The 20229-nt window shown below is 72.9% G+C and carries 19 protein-coding genes; 6 read left to right on the top strand and 13 right to left on the bottom strand.

The features are described from left to right. Positions 1 to 55: 55 nt before the first annotated feature. From AB0I15_RS37535 to AB0I15_RS37510, 6 genes are all read right to left on the bottom strand, one after another. A complete protein-coding gene (locus tag AB0I15_RS37535; protein ID WP_358106542.1) occupies positions 56 to 475 on the bottom strand; it encodes a hypothetical protein in 420 nt (139 codons plus the stop codon). A 141-nt stretch (positions 476 to 616) separates the two neighbouring features. Then, positions 617 to 943, bottom strand: coding sequence for a hypothetical protein (locus AB0I15_RS37530; RefSeq protein WP_358106539.1), 327 nt, complete (start codon positions 941 to 943; stop codon positions 617 to 619). Positions 944 to 1067: 124 nt separating this feature from the next. After that, on the bottom strand, positions 1068 to 1220 hold the full coding sequence (locus AB0I15_RS37525; RefSeq protein ID WP_358106536.1) for a hypothetical protein: 153 nt from the start codon (positions 1218 to 1220) through the stop codon (positions 1068 to 1070). A gap of 83 nt (positions 1221 to 1303) precedes the next feature. Further along, complete coding sequence (locus AB0I15_RS37520; protein WP_358106533.1) at positions 1304 to 1510, bottom strand: hypothetical protein; 207 nt, start codon at positions 1508 to 1510, stop codon at positions 1304 to 1306. A 44-nt stretch (positions 1511 to 1554) separates the two neighbouring features. Then, on the bottom strand, positions 1555 to 3027 hold the full coding sequence (locus tag AB0I15_RS37515; protein WP_358106530.1) for an MFS transporter: 1473 nt from the start codon (positions 3025 to 3027) through the stop codon (positions 1555 to 1557). Beyond that, the gene (locus AB0I15_RS37510) at positions 3020 to 3181 is read right to left on the bottom strand and encodes a hypothetical protein (protein WP_358106527.1); all 162 of its coding nucleotides are present in this window, start codon (positions 3179 to 3181) and stop codon (positions 3020 to 3022) included. Before AB0I15_RS37510 ends, AB0I15_RS37515 begins: the two co-directional genes overlap by 8 nt. 50 nt (positions 3182 to 3231) lie before the next feature. Between AB0I15_RS37510 and AB0I15_RS37505 the strand changes: the two genes are divergently transcribed. Beyond that, the gene (locus AB0I15_RS37505; protein WP_358106524.1) at positions 3232 to 3846 is read left to right on the top strand and encodes a TetR/AcrR family transcriptional regulator; all 615 of its coding nucleotides are present in this window, start codon (positions 3232 to 3234) and stop codon (positions 3844 to 3846) included. 50 nt (positions 3847 to 3896) lie between these two features. Here the strand turns inward: AB0I15_RS37505 and AB0I15_RS37500 are convergent, their stop codons facing one another. From AB0I15_RS37500 to AB0I15_RS37485, 4 genes are all read right to left on the bottom strand, one after another. After that, entirely contained in the window at positions 3897 to 5303 is a 1407-nt protein-coding gene (locus tag AB0I15_RS37500; RefSeq protein WP_358106521.1) for a chorismate pyruvate-lyase family protein, read from the bottom strand. A 163-nt stretch (positions 5304 to 5466) separates the two neighbouring features. Next, positions 5467 to 7383 carry an ABC transporter ATP-binding protein gene (locus tag AB0I15_RS37495; protein ID WP_358106518.1) on the bottom strand — a complete coding sequence of 639 codons (1917 nt, stop codon included), beginning with the start codon at positions 7381 to 7383 and terminating at the stop codon, positions 5467 to 5469. Next, positions 7383 to 8498: a lanthionine synthetase LanC family protein gene (locus AB0I15_RS37490; RefSeq protein ID WP_358106811.1), complete on the bottom strand. Its 1116-nt coding sequence runs from the start codon at positions 8496 to 8498 to the stop codon at positions 7383 to 7385. The genes AB0I15_RS37495 and AB0I15_RS37490 overlap by 1 nt, the downstream gene beginning before the upstream one ends. 32 nt (positions 8499 to 8530) lie before the next feature. Then, a complete protein-coding gene (locus AB0I15_RS37485) occupies positions 8531 to 8749 on the bottom strand; it encodes a hypothetical protein (protein ID WP_358106515.1) in 219 nt (72 codons plus the stop codon). A 198-nt stretch (positions 8750 to 8947) separates the two neighbouring features. Between AB0I15_RS37485 and AB0I15_RS37480 the strand changes: the two genes are divergently transcribed. From AB0I15_RS37480 to AB0I15_RS37470, 3 genes are read left to right on the top strand one after another with little or no spacing between them, the layout of a single operon-like run. Then, on the top strand, positions 8948 to 11917 hold the full coding sequence (locus AB0I15_RS37480; RefSeq protein WP_358106512.1) for a lantibiotic dehydratase: 2970 nt from the start codon (positions 8948 to 8950) through the stop codon (positions 11915 to 11917). After that, positions 11914 to 13245, top strand: coding sequence for a lanthionine synthetase C family protein (locus AB0I15_RS37475; RefSeq protein ID WP_358106509.1), 1332 nt, complete (start codon positions 11914 to 11916; stop codon positions 13243 to 13245). Before AB0I15_RS37480 ends, AB0I15_RS37475 begins: the two co-directional genes overlap by 4 nt. A 13-nt stretch (positions 13246 to 13258) precedes the next feature. Continuing rightward, positions 13259 to 14407, top strand: coding sequence for a cupin domain-containing protein (locus tag AB0I15_RS37470; protein ID WP_358106506.1), 1149 nt, complete (start codon positions 13259 to 13261; stop codon positions 14405 to 14407). Positions 14408 to 14420: 13 nt separating this feature from the next. Here the strand turns inward: AB0I15_RS37470 and AB0I15_RS37465 are convergent, their stop codons facing one another. Together AB0I15_RS37465 and AB0I15_RS37460 are read right to left on the bottom strand one after the other, a co-directional pair. Continuing rightward, complete coding sequence (locus AB0I15_RS37465) at positions 14421 to 15239, bottom strand: enoyl-CoA hydratase-related protein (protein ID WP_358106503.1); 819 nt, start codon at positions 15237 to 15239, stop codon at positions 14421 to 14423. Positions 15240 to 15305: 66 nt separating this feature from the next. Next, positions 15306 to 16439 carry an NAD(P)/FAD-dependent oxidoreductase gene (locus tag AB0I15_RS37460; RefSeq protein WP_358106500.1) on the bottom strand — a complete coding sequence of 378 codons (1134 nt, stop codon included), beginning with the start codon at positions 16437 to 16439 and terminating at the stop codon, positions 15306 to 15308. Between the two features lie 100 nt (positions 16440 to 16539). Here AB0I15_RS37460 and AB0I15_RS37455 point away from each other — a divergent pair, with 100 nt between their 5' ends. Then, positions 16540 to 17208, top strand: a complete 669-nt coding sequence (locus tag AB0I15_RS37455) for a TetR/AcrR family transcriptional regulator (RefSeq protein WP_358106497.1) — start codon at positions 16540 to 16542, stop codon at positions 17206 to 17208. A gap of 34 nt (positions 17209 to 17242) precedes the next feature. Further along, positions 17243 to 18466: an ROK family transcriptional regulator gene (locus AB0I15_RS37450; protein WP_358106808.1), complete on the top strand. Its 1224-nt coding sequence runs from the start codon at positions 17243 to 17245 to the stop codon at positions 18464 to 18466. 83 nt (positions 18467 to 18549) lie between these two features. On the opposite strand, the gene AB0I15_RS37445 is transcribed toward AB0I15_RS37450, so the two are convergent. Further along, complete coding sequence (locus AB0I15_RS37445) at positions 18550 to 19881, bottom strand: hypothetical protein (protein WP_358106494.1); 1332 nt, start codon at positions 19879 to 19881, stop codon at positions 18550 to 18552. Between the last annotated feature and the right edge of the window lie 348 nt (positions 19882 to 20229).

Raw genomic sequence — 20229 nt, 5'->3', positions numbered from 1 at the left:
GGTGCCGATGCTCATGAACCGTGGTCAGACCGGTCGACGGTTCAAGGACGGCTGACTAGCAGAGCGGCTCAAGCACGCAGCCGAAGTCGCCGTCGACCCGGTTGGTGTTGGCGGTTCCGTTCGTGCCCGAGGGCGTCGTGTAGTAGGCCTTGGCGTAGATCTCATCCCGAGCCCCGATGTCCTCGTTGAGGTGGTCGGCGACGATGTGACTCGATGAGCCCCAGATCTTGATGAGGAAGTCGTCCGGGTTGGGCCATGCGTCGTCGCCGTACAGGTCGAAGGCGGTGACGGTGCCCTGGCTGCAGCCGACCGTCACGATGGCGAAGGCGCCGCCGTCCGTTTCCGTGATGGTCAGGACGCAGCCGGCCGCGGTGGCCGCTTGCGCCGAGGAGGCGGGCGCGAGCATCGCCAGCCCAAGGATCGAGACGGCGGCCGCGGAGCCGAATCGGCGGCCCCATTTTCCTGGTCGAGCCATAGGGTCTCCCTGTTGAGTCAGTGGTGGGACTTCAACCAGCAGGGCGTTCCATACCGTTCCATCCCGGTCCACCGACCGTCAGGTATGACCACACAGTCCTCAACCCCTCATGCCGGGCGTCGCGGCGATGTAGCCGCCCGCCTACACGAGGGCCAACGGCAGGAACCCCAGCTCGTCGGCCAGGCCGTGCAGGTGCGCCGTCTCCGCGTCGGCCGGGCCGATCAGACCGGCCGGCAGCGCGACCGCCTCCGACGGGGACAGCACGGCAAGCGAGATCTGGCTGCCGATCGCGTCCCAGCCGGTCGCCCGCCGGGAAGTGATCAACACGTGCCCTCGGTCCAGCCGCGTCAGATACGGGTCCAGGTCGTGGGGGTCCTCGACGTTGTCGAACACCAGCAGCCAACGCTCGCGCCCGGCCAGCCAGGCCAACGCGTACGCGAGGGCGTTCTGGTCGGCCGGCGGCGCCATCGACGCCGGCTCGCCTTGACCATGGTGGGCGGTTGCGGCGGCCAAGGCCCGTCCGAGATCGGCCGGCCCGGTCCTGACCTGCCCGGGCTTCTCCGCGGTGATCCACCAGATCAGCTCGTGGTCGTCACGGTGCGCGTAGGCGTACCGCCATGTCGTCGGGCAGCCCCGGCGTATCGCCGAGAAACCCGGCCGGCCCCAGCGCCAGCAGCCCCGCCGCGACCATCGGCAGCGCCCGCCTGCCCCGGCCCGCCGTCCGAAGGGCACGCCATAACCGCACGCTTTAAGCGTGCCCTGAGCAAGCCGCCCTGGCACCTGCCCGGAGGGACCTCTGGGTCATGGACGGTTGAGGGCCCGGGCGGTTCAGGTAGAAGGGATCTCAGGCCGGATGCCCACCACACCCTGCTTCAGGCTGAATCGGCGGCTGACCGGGCGCCGCGGGCCCCACTCGCCCGCGATGCGCAGCGGTAGCCGAGCCCGAGGCCGTCCCCGCTCCGGCAGCCGTTGGCAGTCGGTGGTCGACTCGCCGGCGAACACCACGGTGCTGCCCGGCCGGAGGGTGATCGTCATGTGCGCTCCTGGAATAGGTTCGGGGAAAGGAGGATTCTCCAGAGTCAGGCGGTTTGGGGGACGGTGTCGTCCCTCCGGTCGCCGGTGGCGTGCCGGCTGCGAGCGATTCCCCAGCCGACGAGGGCCGCCGCGACGGTGGTGAGGGTGAGGCCCGCGATGGTGACGGCCTGGTGGAACTCGCCGGTCTGCAGCGGGCTCCAGTGGGAGGTGGCGATGTCGCCGGTGAACAGGACGGCCAGGATGGTGCCGGTGACGGCGATGCCGGTGCCCGCGGTGACCTCGCCGGCGGTGTCGACGAGCGCGGTGCCGATGGTGGTCCGGTTCGCGGGCAGGCCGCGGACCACGTTGAGCCCGGCGACGACGCCGACCACGCGCATCCCGGCCGCCACGAGGACGAGCGCGGTCGCGACCCACGGGTAGCCGAACCGGCCGAGCAGGCCGTAGACGGCGAGGCCGGACACGACCGCCGCGGCGCTGATCCATGCCGCCCGGTCCAGGCCGACACGCCGCACGAACGGGCCGACGAACGCGCTGCCGGCGATGAGGACGACGACCTGCGGCAGCATCCCGACGGCGGCCAGTGCGGGCGTCCAGCCCCAGTCGAGCTGCAACTGCAATGTCACCAGGTAGCCGAGCCCGGCGGTCGCCAGCCCGGTGGCGGCCTTGTAGGCCAGGCCGCTGGAGACCAGGGGGAGGGCGAGAAGCTTCAGGTCGAGCAGCGGATGGCGGGCCAGGCGCTCGCGCACGACGAAGCAGGTCGCCGTCACGGCGGCCGCGGCGGTGGCCGCCCAGGGCTTCCAGGAGCCGGCGCCCTCGTCCACGAACAGCGTCGGCGCGAGGAGCGCGAGCACGATCATCGCCGTGCCCAGCAGCATCCCGGGGACGTCGAGGGGATCGCGATGGAGGCCGGACGGGTCGTCGGCGGCGATGCCGGACCGTACGCCGAGGAACGCGAGCACGGCGATCGGCGCGTTCACCAGCAGCAGGACCTGCCAGGGCGCGATCGCCAGCACCAGGCCGCCCGCCGTCGGGCCGATCGCGAGCCCGACCAGGCCGACGGTCGAGATGAGGGTCAGCGCGCGCACGCGCGGGCCGTCCTCGTCGAACAGCCGGAACGCCAGCGCCATCGATCCCGGGGTCGTCATCGCCGCGGCGACCCCCATCGTCGCCCGGACGGCGATCAGTTGCCCGGCGGTGGTGACCACGGCGGTCGCCAGGCTCGCCACGCCGAGCAGGACCAGCCCGATCAGCATGATCCGCCGCCGGCCGAACCGGTCGGCGACCGCGCCGAACGCCGGCATCAACCCGCCGAACACGACCGCGTAGGCGCCCGTCACCCACTGCAACGCGGTCGTGGAGGCGTGCAGCTCGCGTCCGATCACGGGCAGCGCGACGTTCAGGATCGAGTTGTCCAGCATCTCGAAGAGGAACACCGCCGACAGCCCCGCCAACGCGACCCACGCCTCCCGCAACGACCGGGGAGTGCGCCCTGGCGGGCCCGCGGCCGTCTCATGCATGGAGGGCCGCCTGCACGCCGTGATCCCGGAGCGGACCCTGATCGGCGCGGGCGCGGCCCGACGCAGGGTGATCCGGCACAGGGCGATCCGGCCGCTCGCGCGGCCCGCCGCGGCCTGCTCCGGCGACAATGATGATGGTCTGTTCGAAGGACATGCCACTAGGTTATGTGACTAAATTAAGTGACACAAGAAAGTGGGGCCGGGATGCCCAGGACCGGAGCGCGAGGCGGACCGCTGACGCGCGCGAAGATCTCAGAGGTCGCGACCCGGCTGTTCCTCGAACGCGGCTTCGACACGGTCACGGTCACCGAGGTCGCGCGAGAGGCCGGGGTCTCGGCCGTGACGGTCTTCAAGCACTTCCCGCGCAAGGAGGACCTCCTCCTGGACCGCGAGGTCGACGCCGTCGGGCTCCTGCGCTCGGCGGTACGCGACCGCGCCCCCGGCACCGGAGCGCTCCAGTCCCTGCGCGACACGGCGTTCGCTCTCCTCGAGCAGCGGCACGCCCTGTCCGGCCTCAAGGACGGGTCCGTCCCCTTCTTCCGGACCGTCGCCGCCTCACCAGCGCTGGTCGCCCGCGCCAGAGAGATCGCCTCCGACCTCCAGCAGACCCTCGCCGGCGAGCTCGAACACGACCCCGCCTTCGACGGCGACGCCCCGCTGCTCGCCGCCTTCTTCGTCGCCGGCTACACCACCGTGCTGGTGGAGACCGCCCGGCTGCTGATCGCCGGAGAACCGGCCGACGGCATCGCAGCCGACCACCGCGCCCGCCTGGAGCGCCTGTTCGACGCCCTCAGCGGCGGATTCGCGCCCCGGCCGTGAGGAGGGGCCGCCGGCCGGGGCGGCCGCCATCGCGCTGAACCGGCATCAGGTCAGGGGACCGGTGCCCGTTCCGCCGTCCGGCCCCATGCCTGGACGAGCAGGGCCTCACGGACGACGGTGTCGGGGTGGGTGAGATGTTCGCGCAGGGCATGGGTGAGGGCCTGGAGGGCGTCAGGAGGGGTGCCGTTGGCGGTGATGCGGTGCGCGAAGAGTTCGGCGAAGTGCAGCAGGAGGGTCTGGTAGCGGTCACCGGGACGCCAGTAGAAGGCGTGCGCGGCCATGTGGACCCGCGCGACCCCGGCCTCCCGGAACAGGGTGGGCAGGCGCGCGCCGATGTGGACGTCGCCGCCGAACACCTCGGCGATCACGGTCTTGAGCCGGTCCCACGCGGGGTGCGGAGGGTCGCACTGCCATGACGCCCAGTCGAACTCCTGGGCGGCGATCCAGCCGCCCGGCCGGGTCACCGCGGCCATCTCGCGCAGCAGGTCGCCCGGCTGGGTGTTGTTGATCAGCAGCAGGCGGCAGTGGGTGAGGTCGAAGAGGCCATCGCCCAGAGCGGGGGAGGGCAGCGCGCCGTGGATCAGGGAGACGTTCGCCAGCCGCCCGGCGGTGACCGACTCGCGCGCCCACGCGATCATGCGCTCGTCGGTGTCGAGGCCGGTCACCTGACCGCCTGGGCGCACCGCGGCGGACAGAAGGTCCATGATGCCCAGCGGCCCGCAGCCGACGTCCAGCGCACGCGCCCCATCCGGGAGCGGCAGCCGGTCGAGCAGGGCCCGGGCCGCCGGGCGGAGCAGGTCGCACTGGGCCAGCAGCCGTTGTCTCTCGGTGTCGGAGGAGCCGAGGCGGTAGTCAGGGGCGGACGGGGAGGTCGGCCGGGAGCGGTCGGCGCGCTCCCGGGTACGGCGGTGCGGTGCCGCGACGGCCTGCCCGGCCGGGCGGGAGCGTGGCGCGTCGTGAATCTGCGCGGGCACGCGGGCGGGGTCGAACAGCTCCCGGATGAACATCAGCGGCTGCCGGCCGCGCCAGATGAGGTAGGTCCTGACAACCGCGGGGGTCGGGCCGGGCGCGCTGGGCCAGTCGGCCAGCCCGCAGGCGAGCAACTGCCTGCGGTGATCGATCTGGTGCAGGGCCAGCGCGATACCGATGGCGCGCGAGGGGTCGGCGATGATCTGGTCGGTCGGGGCGTCGATGGCGGGCGCGGCGACGACGTGGTTCAGCGCCACGGGCCGGGCCTGGTCGTCCAGCAGCGCCGAGTACCGGCTCACCACGGAGGCGTCGGCGGGAAGGCCGAGGAGTTCGGCGGGGCCTTGGAGCGTCGCGTGCAGTGCCGGGGCGACCGTCTGGCGCAGCACCCGGATCGACAGGGGCCCGGCCGTGGCGGCCTCCAGCAGCCGGGTGGTCGATCCGTCGCTGCTCACCAGCATCCTGGTCAGCGGCGAGTGGAACGACGCCACGTCGACCGGGCGGATCGGAGCGTCGAACGCGTCTGATAGGCCGGGATCAAGACCCGGCAGCGTGATTGAGCCTGACTCATGACCGATGGCACTTGCAACCATGCGATAACTTTAAGCGATGGAATGACTACAAAGAGTCATCGGTCGGCGTGGGCCACCGGATTCAGGTGCCGGCGGGCATGTACTGGGCGGCCTGAAGGCGGTACATGCTCGCGTACGGCCCGTCGGCCCGCATGAGCTCCTCGTGCCGCCCGTGCTCGACGATTCTGCCGCCCGCGAAGACGTAGACGCGGTCGGCCCGCGCCACCGACGCGAGCCGGTGCGTGACCAGGATGACCGTGCGGCCGCGGGTGGCGAGCCCGGCCACCTGGTCGAAGATCTCGATCTCCGCCTCGGGGTCGAGCGCCGAGGTGGGCTCGTCGAAGACCAGGACCGGTGCGTCCCTGAACCAGGCCCGCCCCAGGCCGATGCGCTGCCACTGCCCGCCGGACAGCTCCGTCCCGCCCATGAACTCGCGGGCCAGCAGCGTCTCCCACCCGTCGGGCAGACCGGCGACCACGGAGTCGGCCCCGCTGGCCACGGCGGCTCGCCACAGCCGGTCGCGGTCGCCGCCGGCCGGGTGGCCGAGCGTCAGGTTGACGCGAGCGGTGGCGGGCCAGCGGGCGAAGTCCTGGGCGACCAGGGCGACCCTGTCGAAGACGCATCGCCGGCGCAGCCGCTCGATCGGCACGCCGCCCCAGGTGACCCGCCCCGACGTCGGCAGGTAGAGCCCGGCCAGGAGCTTGGCCATCGTGCTCTTGCCCGAGCCGTTGGCGCCGACGAACGCCACGATCTCGCCCGGCCGGATGACGACGTCGGCGTGGGCGAGCGCCGGGCGGCTCTGGCCGGGATAGACGAAGGTCAGGTCATCGGCGCGGATCTCGACGGGATGATCGGGCAGCGGCACCGGCCCGCCGCTCATCTGGTGGCGGGCGGCCTCGTCGCAGGCGCGCTCCCATTCCAGGACGTACAGGCCCTGCTCGTAGACCTGGTTGATGGACATCACCAGGCTGATCAGGCCGGCCTTGGCGGTGCGGATGGCGATGACCGCCGCGCCCGCGACGGCGAGCGGGATCGTCCCGGCCATCAGCAGCAGGCCGAGCGTGACGTAGGTGAGGACGCCCGCCGCGCCCGAGACGGCGTCGCCGGCCAGCGCCAGCCGCGCCTCGTCGCGGCCCAGCCGGGCTTGTTCGGCCTCCGCCACGGCCGAGAGCCGGTCGTAGTGGCCGAGCAGGAAGTCATCGGCGGCGTGCGCGCGTACCTCCGCGGCGACGTCGCGTCCGGTGAGCAGGCCGCTGAGCACCTCGAGCTGGCGGCTGAGCTCCATGTTCCGCTGGGCGGAGACGAACCGGGCGCGGGCCGACCGTACGGCGCTCCACCCTTTCGGCAGCACCGTGACCAGCAGCAGCGGCAGGAGCAGCGGGTGCAGCACGCCGAGCACGGTGCCCACCGCGATCAGCGTGGACAGGCCGGCCAGCAACTGCGCCGCCTGGGCGATCACCAGGCGGGCCGCCCGCGTACCCTGCCGGGCGGCTTCGAGGAGGTTGTGAAAGCCAGGGGACTCCAGCGCCGCCAGTTCGGCGCCGGCGGCCAGCCTGAGCAGCCGCGTGTAGGCGAGACGCTCGATCGTGGGGCCGAGCCGGCTGACCGCCGCCTTCCCGGCGGCCCGCGCGAGGCTGCCGGCCGCCGCCGCGCCCGCCACCACGAGCAGGGCGGGCACGGTGGTCATGAGCCGCTCCGCCGACGGCCCGCCGGTCATGAGCGGCACCAGGACGCGGTACGTGGCCATGAGCGTGACCACCGTCGCGACCCCCGACAACAGCTCCGCGACCAGCACGACCAGCAGATCCCTGGGCGCCGCCTGCCGGGCCAGGCGCACGGTGACGGCCACCAGGCCGGGCAGTTCGCGCGCCATGGACAGGAATCCGGTGCGCACCCCGGCGCCCTCGTGCTTGAGGCGGCCCATGGAGGCGCGGATGCCGCTGCCGAAGAGCGGATCGCGTACCTCCGACGGGGCGTGACCCGTACGATGACGCCCCATCAGGCCGCCAGGAACAGCGACATCGCCGGCACGTCCCCCGTGACGGCCAGCAGCGCCAGCGCGATCCCGGCGGCCCCGGTGAGCAGCCCGGCGTCGGCCACCTCGAACCCCAGCGCCCGCCGGCCGTCATAAGCCTCACAAAGGCGGTCGAACAGGCCCTCGGCGGCGGTGGCGAAGTCGTCACCGTGCGGCGCGACGCCTCCCGGCGTCGAGGCCGGTCCGGACGCGAAGGCCGCGGTCATCAGCAGGAGGCCGGCGAGCCCGTGGCACACCCCGAGCGAGTCCAGGCCCCACGCCCGAGGGGCCGCCAGGAGCCGTGCCATCGCCTCGTCGGCGGCCTGCCGGTAGCGGGGCTCGTCCAGCGCCTCCCCGGCCAGCCGCAGCGCCCGCGCGACTCCCGGCACCCCGTAACACCAGGAGGCACGCCGCGGCGACGGATGCCACCGCCGCTCGTCGACGCCCGCCGGCCACACCGTCCCCCACTCGTCGTGCCGGGCGACGTCGAGCAGCCAGTCGGCGAGCGCCCTGATGCCGTCCGCGCGAACCGTCCCCTGGGACGCCAGCAGCGCGAGCACGGCCAGCGACCCGGCGGCTCCGTGCGAGAGCCCGCAGTCCGTGTACCTCTCGCCGACCGCCCATCCGGCGGGAACCCGGTGCGCGGGCATCGGGGACGCCGGTCGGGCGCCCGCCGTCAGAGCGTCGGCCAGGTCGTCCCGCTTGCGCGCCGGCGGTCGCATCAGCAGGTAGAGGGCCGCCCCCGACGTGCCGGAGACGAGGTCGTGGTCGGGCACGGCGCTCACCGCCGCGTCAACCCGGCCGAGCAGGCCGCCATAATGATCGGTGCCTCCGCGCAACGCCGCGGCGGCCGCCCCCATTCCGGCGATTCCCCCGTCGAATAGACCCGCTCGCGACGTCGCCCCCGCCCGCAGCGCCAGGGTGAGAAAACGATGGCCGAGGGCATGCCAGCCGGCGCCGGGATCTCTTCTGTCAAGAGCGGCGTAAAGTGGTACGAGTCCCAATTCTCCATATGCCAGCACACCCGGCCGCCGTTTATCCGGGTCAATCACGACGAAATTCTCCGGATCAGCGAGGCGAGCCGCCACCTCCCGCGCCATGGCCAGGGCGGCGGCTCGCCGGGGTGCGCTGGTCAGATGCACATGCCCGGGGCCTTGGCCCCGTAGGTGGGCGAACACGTCCCGCAGTCCCGAGTGCCGCTGCAGGTGCCGCTCCACGACACCTGGGTGCCGCACGTGGTGTCGCTGCCGCTGCAGGCGTAGATCGGCGGGACCGCGTCCGTCTCGACGAGTAGCTCGATGTCGAGGTCGAAGACATCCTCGGCAAAGTCGACCTGGGCCACTGGACTCACGTTGTCTTCCCTTCCGTTCAATTGCCCGGCTCCGGGCTGATCGGAAAGCGACGCTACCGGTTCGCGCGCACCGGGACGACTTCGATTATAGAAAATTCGAAGCATCGAATCGCCACCGATACGGCTGTTAGGCTCTCGCATTCAGCACGGCGGTCACTGTATTCGTCATGCTCCATTCACGCGTTGAGAAGGCAGGATATGGCTGAACTCGTCGCCGCCGACGTCGCGTTGCTGCGCATGAGCGCCCTCCCGGCCGAGCGCGCGGGACAGACCCGCGACGACGGCGGGGATCCCGCCGGGCACCTGCGCTCGCTCACCGCCGACCCTCTCGTCAGAGAGGCGATCGCCGTGTCGAGCCCGTCGCTGGCGCGCACCCTGGACCTGCTGCACGAGGGGCGTCCCGTCGAGCCGAAGCGGCTGCGGCGGGCCGCCCTCGCAGTCACCCGCTACGTGCTGCGCATGGCCACCCGCCCGACCCCGTTCGGCCTCATGGCGGGCGTGGCGGAGGTGCGTTTCGACGACACCGGCAAGGTACGGCTGGGCGAGGCCCACCGCAAGATCGTCCGCCCCGACGTCGCGTGGCTCCTGGACATCGTGCGTGAGCACGAACGGCGCCCCGAGGTGCTGCGCGGGCTGCGCGTCGTGCTCAACGGCATGTGCTTCGCCCGCGGCGACCGGCTGGCCCTGCCGCATCTGCCGCGCGACGGCGACAGCGGCGTCCGCGAGCTGTCGGTACGCGTGACGCCGCTGGTCCGCGCGGTCATGGAGCACGCCCGCCGGCCGGTGGCCTTCACCGCGCTCGTCGATCACCTGCTGGCCGCCTTCCCGCAGGGGACGAGGGAGAAGGCGGAGGGCGCGCTGGCGAACCTGGTCGAGCGCGCGGTCCTGCTGACCGACCTCGTCCCCCCGGAAGACGTTCAGGACCAGATCGCCCACGTCACCGAACGGCTCCCGCCACGGGAGACGGCCGCGCTCACGACCGCCGCCGAAGCGCTGCGCGCCTATGCCGCGGCACCGGCCGGCGCGGGATCACACGCCTGGCGGGCCGCCGTGACGGCCGCCGACGAGGCCCGGCCCGGACATCACGCGCCGCACGTCGACCTGCGCCTGGACGCCGACGTACGGCTTCCGCGCGAGGTCACCGCGGAACTCGAGCGGATGGGCCGCACCCTGGTCCGCATCACCCCGCCCGGCCAGGGCACCGAGCACCTGCGCGCCTACCACGACGAGTTCCTCGACAAGTACGGCACCGGCCGCCTCGTGCCCCTGAAGGAACTGCTCGATCCGGAGCTGGGCCTGGGCGGACCGGCCGGCTACCGCGGCTCCGAACGCCCCGAGCGCGACCCGGAGCAGGACGGCTACCGCACCCGCGTGCTCGGCGAGCTGGCCCAGGGCGCGCTGCTCGACGGCGCCCGCGAGGTGGAGCTCGACGACGCCACCGTGGGCCGGCTGGCCGACCGGGACGACGGCCGCCTGCCGGAGGTCCTGGAGCTGGGCGCCCACCTGATGGCCGACTCGATGGAGGCACTCAACGGCGGCGACTTCCGGCTGGTGCTGGCCAACATGCCGCTCTCGCGCCGGGCCGGCGCCATGACGGGGCGTTTCACGTACTTTCTGGATGAGTTGCGCGAGCAGACGGCGGGCATGTGGCGCGCGAGCGGCGGCGCCGTGCCGGCGCAGGTGACGTTCCAGCCGGCCTGGACGAGGATCATGAACGTGGCCCGCGTGCCCACCCTCCTGGAGCGCACGCTGCCGATCGGCAGGTTCGCCGACCCGGGGGACGAGTCGGTGCTCTCCCTGGACGACCTGACGGTCGGCGCGACCGGCGATCGGCTGTTCCTGTGGTCGGAGCGGCTGGGGGCGGAGGTCGTGCCCGCCACTCCGCACATGCTCGTCGTCCCGCGCGTGGCCCTCGACGCCGTCCGGTTCGTCTACGAGCTGGGCGAGGCCCGGCACCGGGTGTGCCAGGGATGGGACTGGGGGCAGGCGGGCAAGGTGCTGCACTACCTGCCGCGCGTCCGCCACGGCCGCTCCATCCTGGCCTCGGCCATCTGGCGGCCCGCCGCGGAGCTCAACGACCGCGCCGCCCCCGACGGCGAGTGGGATCGGCGCTTCGACGCCTGGCGGCAGCGGTGGCAGGTGCCTTCCGAGGTCTACCTGACCAACGGCGACAACCGCGTCGGGCTCGACCTCGACGCCCCCGTGCACCGTGCGGTCCTGCGTCACGAGCTGGCCCGCCGGCCCAGCACGCTCCTGGTGGAGGCCCCGGGCGGTGACGGTTTCGGCGCGGGCTGGCTCGGCGGCCATGCGAACGAGCTGACCGCGACCCTGCGCTCGACCGCTCCCGAACCGCCCGTCCGCACGACGGCCCGGCTCACGCCGCCCGCTCCCCGTCACCATCCCGGCGGGCCCTGGCTGTACGCCAAGCTCTACGCCTCCGCCGACCGGCACACCGACCTGATCAGGCAGCGGCTCCCGGTCCTTCGCGCGGCGCTGCCCGAGGGCGTGGACCGCTGGTTCTTCATCCGCTACTTCGACCCGGGCGCGCACCTGCGCCTGCGCTTCCACGGGGACCCCGGGCTGCTCGGCCGCGAGGTGCTCCCGCTGGTGCACGACTGGGCCGCCGACCTGTGCCGCGCCGGGCTCGCCCGCTCGCTCGTCCTGGACACCTACGAGCCCGAGGTCGAACGGTACGGCGGCGCGGAGGCCCTGGAAGCGGCCGAACGGGCGTTCGCCGCCGACAGCGACGCCGTGCTGGCCCAGTTGCGCCTGCAGCCCGCCATGACGCCGGAGCTGCTGGCCGCCGCCAACTACGCCGACCTGGCGCGGGCCTTTCACGGAGCGGGCTGGCAGGACTGGGTGCTGGCCGCGTACCCCGTGGACGAGCACCACCGCGCGTTCCAGAGCGTGCGCCGCGCCGCGGTGGACACGATCGCCGGGCGCGAACTCGATCCCCGGCTGGCGGAGATCTGGGAGACGCGCAGCCGGCCCGTCGCCGCGTACGGCGAGCTGATCCGCTCGCTGCACCGCAGGACGACCCTGCCGGCCCTCCTGCACATGCACCACAACCGGCTGATCGGCGCGTCCAGGCTGTCCGAGGGCGCCTCCTACGCCATCGCCCGCGGCGCGCTGCAGGCTCTGCGCGACCGCGCGAGGCACCAGCGGTGACGGGCACGCGGGAGCGCGCGGCGCGGATCACCGAGGAGGTGGCGCGCCGCCTGGCCGATCCCGACGAGGTGGCGAAGGTCGCCTCGGCCGGCACCGACCGGCTGCCGGACGGCAGGCAGCCACTGATCTGGCATGCGATGTCGCTCAACGAGGGATTTCTCGGGATCGCGCTGCTCCACGCCGAGCTGGGACGGCGCGAGCACGCGCACGCGTTCCTGGCCGCCGCGGCCGGGACGAGGCCGGGCCGGCACGCGCTGAGCGACGGGCTGCCGGCGCTGCTGTTCGCCACCCGGGCGGCCGTCGTCAAGCCGGGCGACTACGCCGGCCTGCTCGGCCGGGCCGAGGGCGCCGTCCGTGAGATCGCGCGCCAACGGGCCGCGACGCAGACGGCCGACCTCGCCCGCCTGCGGCCGGCCGGTGGGGGAGTGGCGTTCAGCTCCTACGACGTCGTCGAAGGGCTGAGCGGGCTGGGCCGCCTGGTGCTGGCGTACGGCGACACCGAGCCGTTGTCGTACCTCATCGCGCTGACCGAGCCCATGGAGATGGCGGGCGTCGGCGTGCCCGGCTGGCTGGTCTCGCACGCCCCGATCCGAGGGGGCCCGGACGGTGAGGGGCACTTCAACCTGGGGCTGGCGCACGGCATCCCCGGGCCGCTGGCGCTGCTGGCCATCGCCCACCGGCAGGGCGTGCGCCTGCCGGGGCAGGAGGAGGCCATCGAGCGGGTGGTGTCCTGGCTGCTCGACTGGACGGACGGCCGCTCGTGGCCGCCGACGGTGCCGCTGCACCACGAGCTCGCCCGCACTGCGAGCCAGATCGCGGGCCAGGTCGCGGGCCATGTCGCGGGTCATGTCGCGGGTCATGCCGCCGGATCCGCGCCGCCGATGCGCCCGGCCTGGTGTTACGGCGCGGCCGGGGTCGCCAGAGCGCTGTTTCTCGCGGGAACGGCACTCGACCGGCCCGTCTGGCGGCAGGCGGCCATCCGCGCGCTGCACGAGACGCTCGCGCTTACGTGGGACACCTGGGGGATGGTCGACGCCGGGCTGTGCCACGGCTGGGCCGGGATGCTCCACGCCACCTACACCGTCGGCCGGGACAGCGGCGACGCGACGCTGCTGTCCGCGGCCGACGGGCTGGCCGGCCGGATCGTGGCCGCGTACGCCGACGACGCGCCCTTCGGCTTCCGGTACTCGGCCACCGGCGGCGCCGAGGTGGCCCCCGACCGCGTGGGGCTCCTGGAGGGCGCGGCGGGCATCGCGCTGGCGCTCCACCACTACAGCACCGGCGAGCCGCCCGTCACCGGGTGGGACGCCGCTCTCCTGATGAACTGACGAAAGGACACCTATGACCGGGCTGGCGGCCCTCGTGGGGGACGTGGACGCGTTCTTCGAGCGGTATCTCGGCAGAAAGGCGCTCCACCGGCGCGGCGTGGCCCGCGAGGTCGCCTCCCTGGAGGACATCGACCGCGTCATCACCGGCAGCGGGCTGCGCGCCCCCGGACTGCGCGTGGTGAAGGACGGCACGGTGCTGCCGAAGGAGCGGTACGTGTCGCCGTCCACGTACGGCTACGCCGGGCTCGACGACGTCGTGGATCCCGGCAAGGTGGCGGCACTCTTCCGCGACGGCGCCACGATCGTCCTCGGCACGGCCGACGTCATGCTGCCCCGGCTGCACGAGCTCTGCAAGACGATCGAGATGGAGCTCGGCCACCCGGTGGACGCCAACGCCTATGTAGCGCCGCCCGGCGCGCAGGCGTTCCAGGTGCACTGCGACGCCCAGGACATCCTCGTCGTCCAGGTGCACGGCGACAAGCGGTGGACGCTCTTCGACCACCTCGAACCCGACCCCGCCGGCGGCAGGATGCTGCCCGGCCTCGACGCCGCCGCCACCGAGTACACCTTGCGCGAGGGCGACGTGCTCTACGTCCCGCGCGGCATGCCGCACCTGGTCCGCACGGAGACCTCCGCCTCCATCCACGTCAGTATCAGCGTCAACACGCTCACGTGGGCCGACCTGCTGACGGCGCTGACGTCGCAGCTCCTGCGCTCGGGCGCCTACGCCCGTCCGCTGCCGATGGGCAAGGACGTCGCCCAGCAGGTCGAGCCCCAGCTCAAGCAGTACGTGGACGAGCTCGCGGCAGCCCTGGCCGACCCCGGCCCCGACCGGCTGCACCGGGCGATCCACGGCAGGACCGCCTGCACCGAGGGCCACCGTGCCGGCCTGCTCGCCGAGGCCCTGCTCGGCACGCCGCCCGAGCCGGGACAGCGGATCGCGCTGCGCCCCGGCACCTGGCCGTTGATCACCGGCGAGGGCGCGAGGGCCCGCATCGAGGCGGCCGGCCGCACGTTCGGCGTAACCGCCGGAGTGGCGGGGGCGTGCCGCCGCCTGCGGGACGGCGCGCTGCCCGTCAGCGAACTGTCGCCCGACCCGGCCGAGGCGGTGCGGATCGCCGAGCGGCTGGTCGAGCTCGGCCTGTGCACCACGTCCCCGTGACGCGCGGCAGGCGTCAGTCGCTCCATTTCGGTCGGCGTTTGCTCAGGAACGCGGACATGCCTTCACGAGCCGCGGCCGATTGCGAGGACTCGGCCATGATCTTGGTGGCGAGTCGGTAGGCGTCGGCCTCGGGCAGGGACAGCTGCTGGTGCAGGGTGCGCTTGCCGAGGGCCTTCGACGCGCGGCTGCCGCGGGTGGCCCGGCTGAGCAGGTCATCGACGGCGGCGTCAAGCTCGTCGGCGGGCACCACCCGGTTGACCAGGCCCCACTCGAGCGCCTGCGCGGCGGAGATGGTGTCACCGGTGTAGGCCAGCTCGGCGGCGCGCTTGCGGCCGACATTGCGGGCGATGGCGACCATGGGGGTGTGGCAGAACCAGCCGCCCTTCCCCCCGGGTGCCGCGAAGCCGGCGGTGTCGGCGGCGACGGCGAGATCACAGGTGGCGACCAGTTGGCAGCCCGCCGCGGTGGCCAGGGCGTGGACCCGGGCGATGACCGGTTGCGGGACGGACTCGATCAGTTCGATGAGGTGCAGGCAGGTGTCCAGCAGGGTGCGTACCGCTTCGGTGTCGGCTTCGGCGACGTCGGCGAAGTCATGACCGGCGCTGAAGACCGGACCTGCCCCGGCCAGGATGATTCCCGAGGCGTCGCTGTCGCCGGTGGCTTCGAACGCGGTGATCAGATCACGCAGATGAGCCAGCGACAGGGCGTTACGTCGCTGCGGCCGGTTCATCGTGATCGTCACGAAGTCGGCATCGCGGTCGACCAGTACGTGATCGAGGTTCATGGGTGAGCTCCAGATGCTTGCGCGGGCCGGGTGACCGGCGTCGGCCACGAGCAGATTGTTCCCTCAAGCGCGACGGCCAAGAGCATGGGTTTCGACGTCGCGCAGCACTGTGGGTCACGAAGCCTGCTCGGCTCCGGTCATCAGGGCGAGCATGCTCTGGGGCGCGTCGTCACCGATCATGATCGTGTACATGTCGTCGTCGTCCGCCGCCACGGCGGCGGCGCGGGTGAACATGCTCTGTTCGTGCTCGGTGAGCGCGGCCTCCACGTCGTCAGGGTGCGCGGCGAGGGCCTGGCCGAGCGTGGCGCCGTCCTGCATGGCCAGGTTGGCGCCTTCGCCGTTCGGCGGCCGGAGGTGGGCGGCGTCGCCGAGCAGCGTCACCCCCGGCACACGGTCCCAGCGGTGCCCGGCCGGCAGCGTGAACAGGCGGCGCAGGACCGGCGGGGTGTCGCTGCCGGTGATCAGGGCGGTGAGTTCGGGGGCCCAGCCGTCGTACTCCTCGACGACCCGCGCGGTCACGGTCGCGGCATCGGTGAGGTCGAGGCCGGCGAGCCAGTCCTGGGGCTTCCTCAACTGCGCGTAGACGTGCAGGGTCCCGCCGCCCTCCCGATGGGCCAGGAGTCCCCTGCCCGGCGCGAGCGCGAAGAGTGATCCGGCGCCGACCGCTTTCGCGGCGGCGGAATGACGGGTGTCGCCATCGAACAGGAACGTCTCCACGACAGAGATGCCGACATAGGCCGGGATGGCGCCGGACAGCACCGGGCGCACCCGCGACCATGCGCCGTCGGCGCCGACGAGCAGGCTCGCGACAACGGTGGTGCCGTCGGCGAAGCCGACCTCATGACGGCTCTCGCCGAGGGCCCGCACGCCGGTGATCTTGTGTCCCCACCGGACGGTGCCGGGGGGAAGCGCGTCGAGCAGCAACTGCCGCAGCGCGCCGCGCGGCACCTCCGGGCGCTGGCCGGTGCCGTCGTCGGGGCGGTCGAGCAGCACGGTCCCCGTCCGGTCCAGGATCCGGTAGGACTCCCGGCCGGGCAGGACGAGCCTGCGGAACCCCTCGATCAGGCCGGCCGCCTCCAGTGCCGGCCGGCCGTTCCAGGGGTGGATGTCGAGCAGCCCGCCCTGACGGCGCGCGTCCGGGGAGGGCTCCGCCTCATAGACCGTGGCCGGGATGCCGTGCACGTGCAGCACGCGGGCCAGCACCAGACCGCCCAGACCTGCTCCGATGATCGTGACCGGTGTCGTCATGGTCTTCCTCCCCAAGCTCGCCGGATCCTCGTTGGATCGTTGCTCCAACACGCTAGCAGGACTTTGGATCGGCGATCCATCCGTGCCACACTGAGGGACCATGGCGAAGGGATCTCCGCGGAACCCGCGGCGTACGGACGGGCTGTCCAGGGAGCTGATCGTCCAGGCCGCGACCGACCTTCTCGACGGCGGCGGCGAGAGCGCGCTGACGCTGCGTGCGCTCACCGCTCGCCTGAGCACCGGCTACGGAGCGATCTACCACCACGTCGCGGACAAGAGCGACCTGCTCGCGGCGGCCACCGACGACATCATCGGCCGCGTGCTGGCCGACGTGGTCATCGACACGGACCCGCGGGAAGCCCTGCGCGGCGTCGCGCTGGGCCTGTTCGACGCGATCGACGCACACCCCTGGGTCGGCGCCGAGCTCTCCCGGCAACCGTGGCGGCCCGCGCTGCTGGACTTCTACGAGAGCATCGGCAGGCTGCTGGACGCACTCGCCGTCCCCGAGCGAGCGCGCTTCGACGCGGCCGGCGCCCTCGTGAACTACGTCCTCGGCGTCGCCGTGCAGAACGCCGCGAACACCCGGCGCCGCGCCGGCACCGACCGAGGGGCCTTCCTCGACACCGTCGCCGAGCAATGGGCGCAGGTGGACCCCGGCCAGTACCCGTTCGTGCACGAGGCGGCGACGCGGCTGCGCGAGCACGACGACCGCGAACAGTTCCTCGCCGGCGTCGACATCTTCCTGGCCGGTATCGCAACCCTGCGTTAGACGACCACAGGCGACCGCCACCCTCAGGTCTAGGCTGGCGTGGGTGACGGGATCGGCGGCGGGCGCGCGGACGCAGGAGCAGATGCGGCAGCGGAACCTGAGTGAGGTGCTGCGGCGCGTCCACAAGGACGGGGCGGTGTCACGGGCCGCGCTCAGCCGCCGGATGGGCCTCAACCGCAGCACCATCATGGACCTGACCGCCGAACTCACCGCCGCCGGGCTCGTCCGCGAAGGTGTCCCCGCCGGGCGGGGCCGCGCTGGGCGGCCGTCCATCGTCGTCATGCCCGAGCAGGAGAGGCTGTACGGGCTCGCCTTCGACGTCGCCGTGGACCGGCTGCTCGCGGCCCGTGTCGGGCTCGGCGGCCGGGTCCTCGACCGCCGCGAGGCCGTGCGCACCCGCGCCGGGGTCGACCTGGAGGACGTCGTCGGCGTCCTCGCCTCCTTCGGCCGCGACCTGGTCGCCGGGGCCGGTCCAGGCGCGTTGTGCGTGGGTGTCGGCGCGTCCTACTGCGGGTTGATCAGGCGCGCCGACGGCACGGTCCGCTACGGACCGCACCTCGGCTGGGTGGACCAGGCGTTCGGCGCGGAGCTCGCCGCCGGGCTCGGCCTCGGGCTCCCCGTCGAGGTGGGCAACGAGGCGCACCTGGGTGCGATCGCCGAGCACGTACGCGGCGCGGGATGCGACGTCGACAACCTCATCTACCTGCACGGGGACGTCGGCGTCGGCGGCGGGATCATCGTCGCCGGCAGGCTCCTGGACGGCGACGGAGGCTACGGCTGCGAACTCGGGCACATGCTGGTCAACCCGTTCGACGGGCGGCCCTGCCTGTGCGGGTCGCGCGGCTGCCTGGAGGCCGAGGTGGGGGAGGAGGCGCTGCTCGACTACGCGGGACGGTCCGGCGAACTGGTCGGCCGCGACGGCATCCGCGCCGTCGTCGCCCTCGCCGGGACCGGCGACGCCCGCGCTCGGGACGCCCTCGACCGCGTCGGCGACTGGCTCGGCGTCGGCGTCGTCAATCTCATCAACCTGTTCAACCCGGCGCTCGTGGTCTTCGGCGGGATGCTCCGCGATGTCTACCCGGGCGCCGCGCCACGCGTCCGCGCCCGGATCGACGCGCATGTCCTGCCGGTGTCGCGCGAGCGTGTCCGCCTGGCCGTGACGGCCCTTGGTGACGACACCACGCTCGCCGGGGCCGCCGAACTCGCCTTCGCCAACCTCCTGGACAACCCCCTCAACACCCTGGCCGCCCTGCGCTGACAGGACGTGGACGGCCCCGACTCGGCGTCAGCCGTGCCGCGGGCCGCTGGAGCCGCGCCACCCGCGTCAGGTGGCCGGCGCGGTCAGGACAATCCGGACACGAAGGTCGCGGCGGTCCGGATGAGGGACTTCCGGAGGGCGGCTTCGTCGAGGTCCGGCTCCTGATAGCCGGGGGCGTCGCGGACGCCGCCGCCGGTGTTCGAGCCGTCGTAGCTGAGCTGGATGAGGTGGCCCCCGGCCAGGACGTGGACCTGGTCGGTTACGGCGAAGGCCCGGTCCCCGATGCCGGTGAGGCGCTTGACGGGCGCGTCCTTGGCATAGCGTTCGGTCTTGGCGTCGAACTCGGTCCGGAGAGCCCGGCGCTCGCGGTGCCCGACGTCGTCGACGTGGATGCGCAGCTCGCCGCAGCGGGGGACGGTGTCGCCGATCTGGAGCAATCCGCGGCCGCAGTAGCCGCCTGTCTGCACGACCACCTCGTCCGTCGAGCTGACGCGGTCGCGGATTTTCCAGGTGCAGAAGGTGTCGTCGGCGTCGCCGCTGCTGCCCACTTCCGTGACGGAGGGGAAGAAGGCCGAGCTGACGTCGGCGGCGGAGATGGTCCCGCACAGGCCGCTGTCCTCGGGGGCGACGGTGCCGGGGTCCTTGGCCATTTCCGCGGTGAAGACCTCGGCGACCTGGTCCGTGCCGCGGCGGAGTTCGGCTGCGGTGGGCAGTTCGCCGTCGAGCTCCTCGCCTCGGTATCGGATCGTGATCAGCCAGGGCCCCTGCCGGATGACCATGTGGGTGTAGCGAGAGCGGGACCGGCGGGTTTTGCCGTCTCTGGTACCCGTCAGGCTGAACGCGGCGTCACCATGATCGGCTGCGGCGGGAGGGGTGTACACCCAGCCGAGGCCGTCCGGTTCCACGGCCAGTTTCGCGGCGTCCGCCTTGCTCTTCTCGAACGACTGCTTGGCGTGGTCAGTCGCGGTCTGGGTGACCGTGCCGTAGGCCTGGACGGTGACGGTCAGCGCGTGCGGGGCGCCGACGTACCACTCGCACTCCCCCCAGATCTCGGTGGCGGTCGCGACATTGTTGCGCCAGCCGATCTCGTCGCTGAGCATGTCGTCGGAGAGCAAGGACGACTGGAGCGTTTTGGGGACGGCCGCGCAGACCTGGGGCCCGGTGATGGGCCGCAGCCGGTCGGGGACGACGGCGGCGGGGGCCGGGCTGACGGTCGCCGCGGTGGGGGTGGGGGCCGCCGCCGGGGGAGTGGCGGTGCAGGCGGCCAGTGTGGTCGCGAGCAGGAGAGTGAGAAGAGGTCGCAGCAACTCGCAGGGCCGTTCGGCCGGTACGCGCCGAACGCCTTCTCGCCCCCGGTGGTGCGTGTAGGCCTTGTACGTTTCGCGGCGGATCCGCAGGGTGTCATCCTTGCTCATGCCGGCGGGCGCCACCGTCACGATGGTGGCCGCCTTCTGCGGAGCTCTGGCATTTCGCTGTCCCAGCGTCGGAGTTGGAAGATCCAAACGGTGGCGATGGTAGTGAGGGGCGGTTTATCCGAGGTATGTCGCCGCCGGCCACGAAGCTCGGGAATGTGTGTGCAGGCGGCGTCCGGTTCGTCGTCGCCGCGACGGAGTTCGGTCGTCTCGTTACAATGCCGACTCCGGTGAGGGTGGGGAGGGCCGCGCATGGCGCTGGAGATCAGATTTCTCGGTCCGTGGCAGGTCCTGGCCGGTGGCGAGCCGGTCCGGCTGGCCGGGCAGCGGCGTATCGGTGTGCTGGCCAGG

The sequence above is a fragment of the Nonomuraea sp. NPDC050643 genome, from assembly GCF_040654715.1.
Taxonomy (GTDB): Bacteria; Actinomycetota; Actinomycetes; order Streptosporangiales; family Streptosporangiaceae; genus Nonomuraea.
This window is presented reverse-complemented; position numbering and strand designations above follow the sequence as displayed.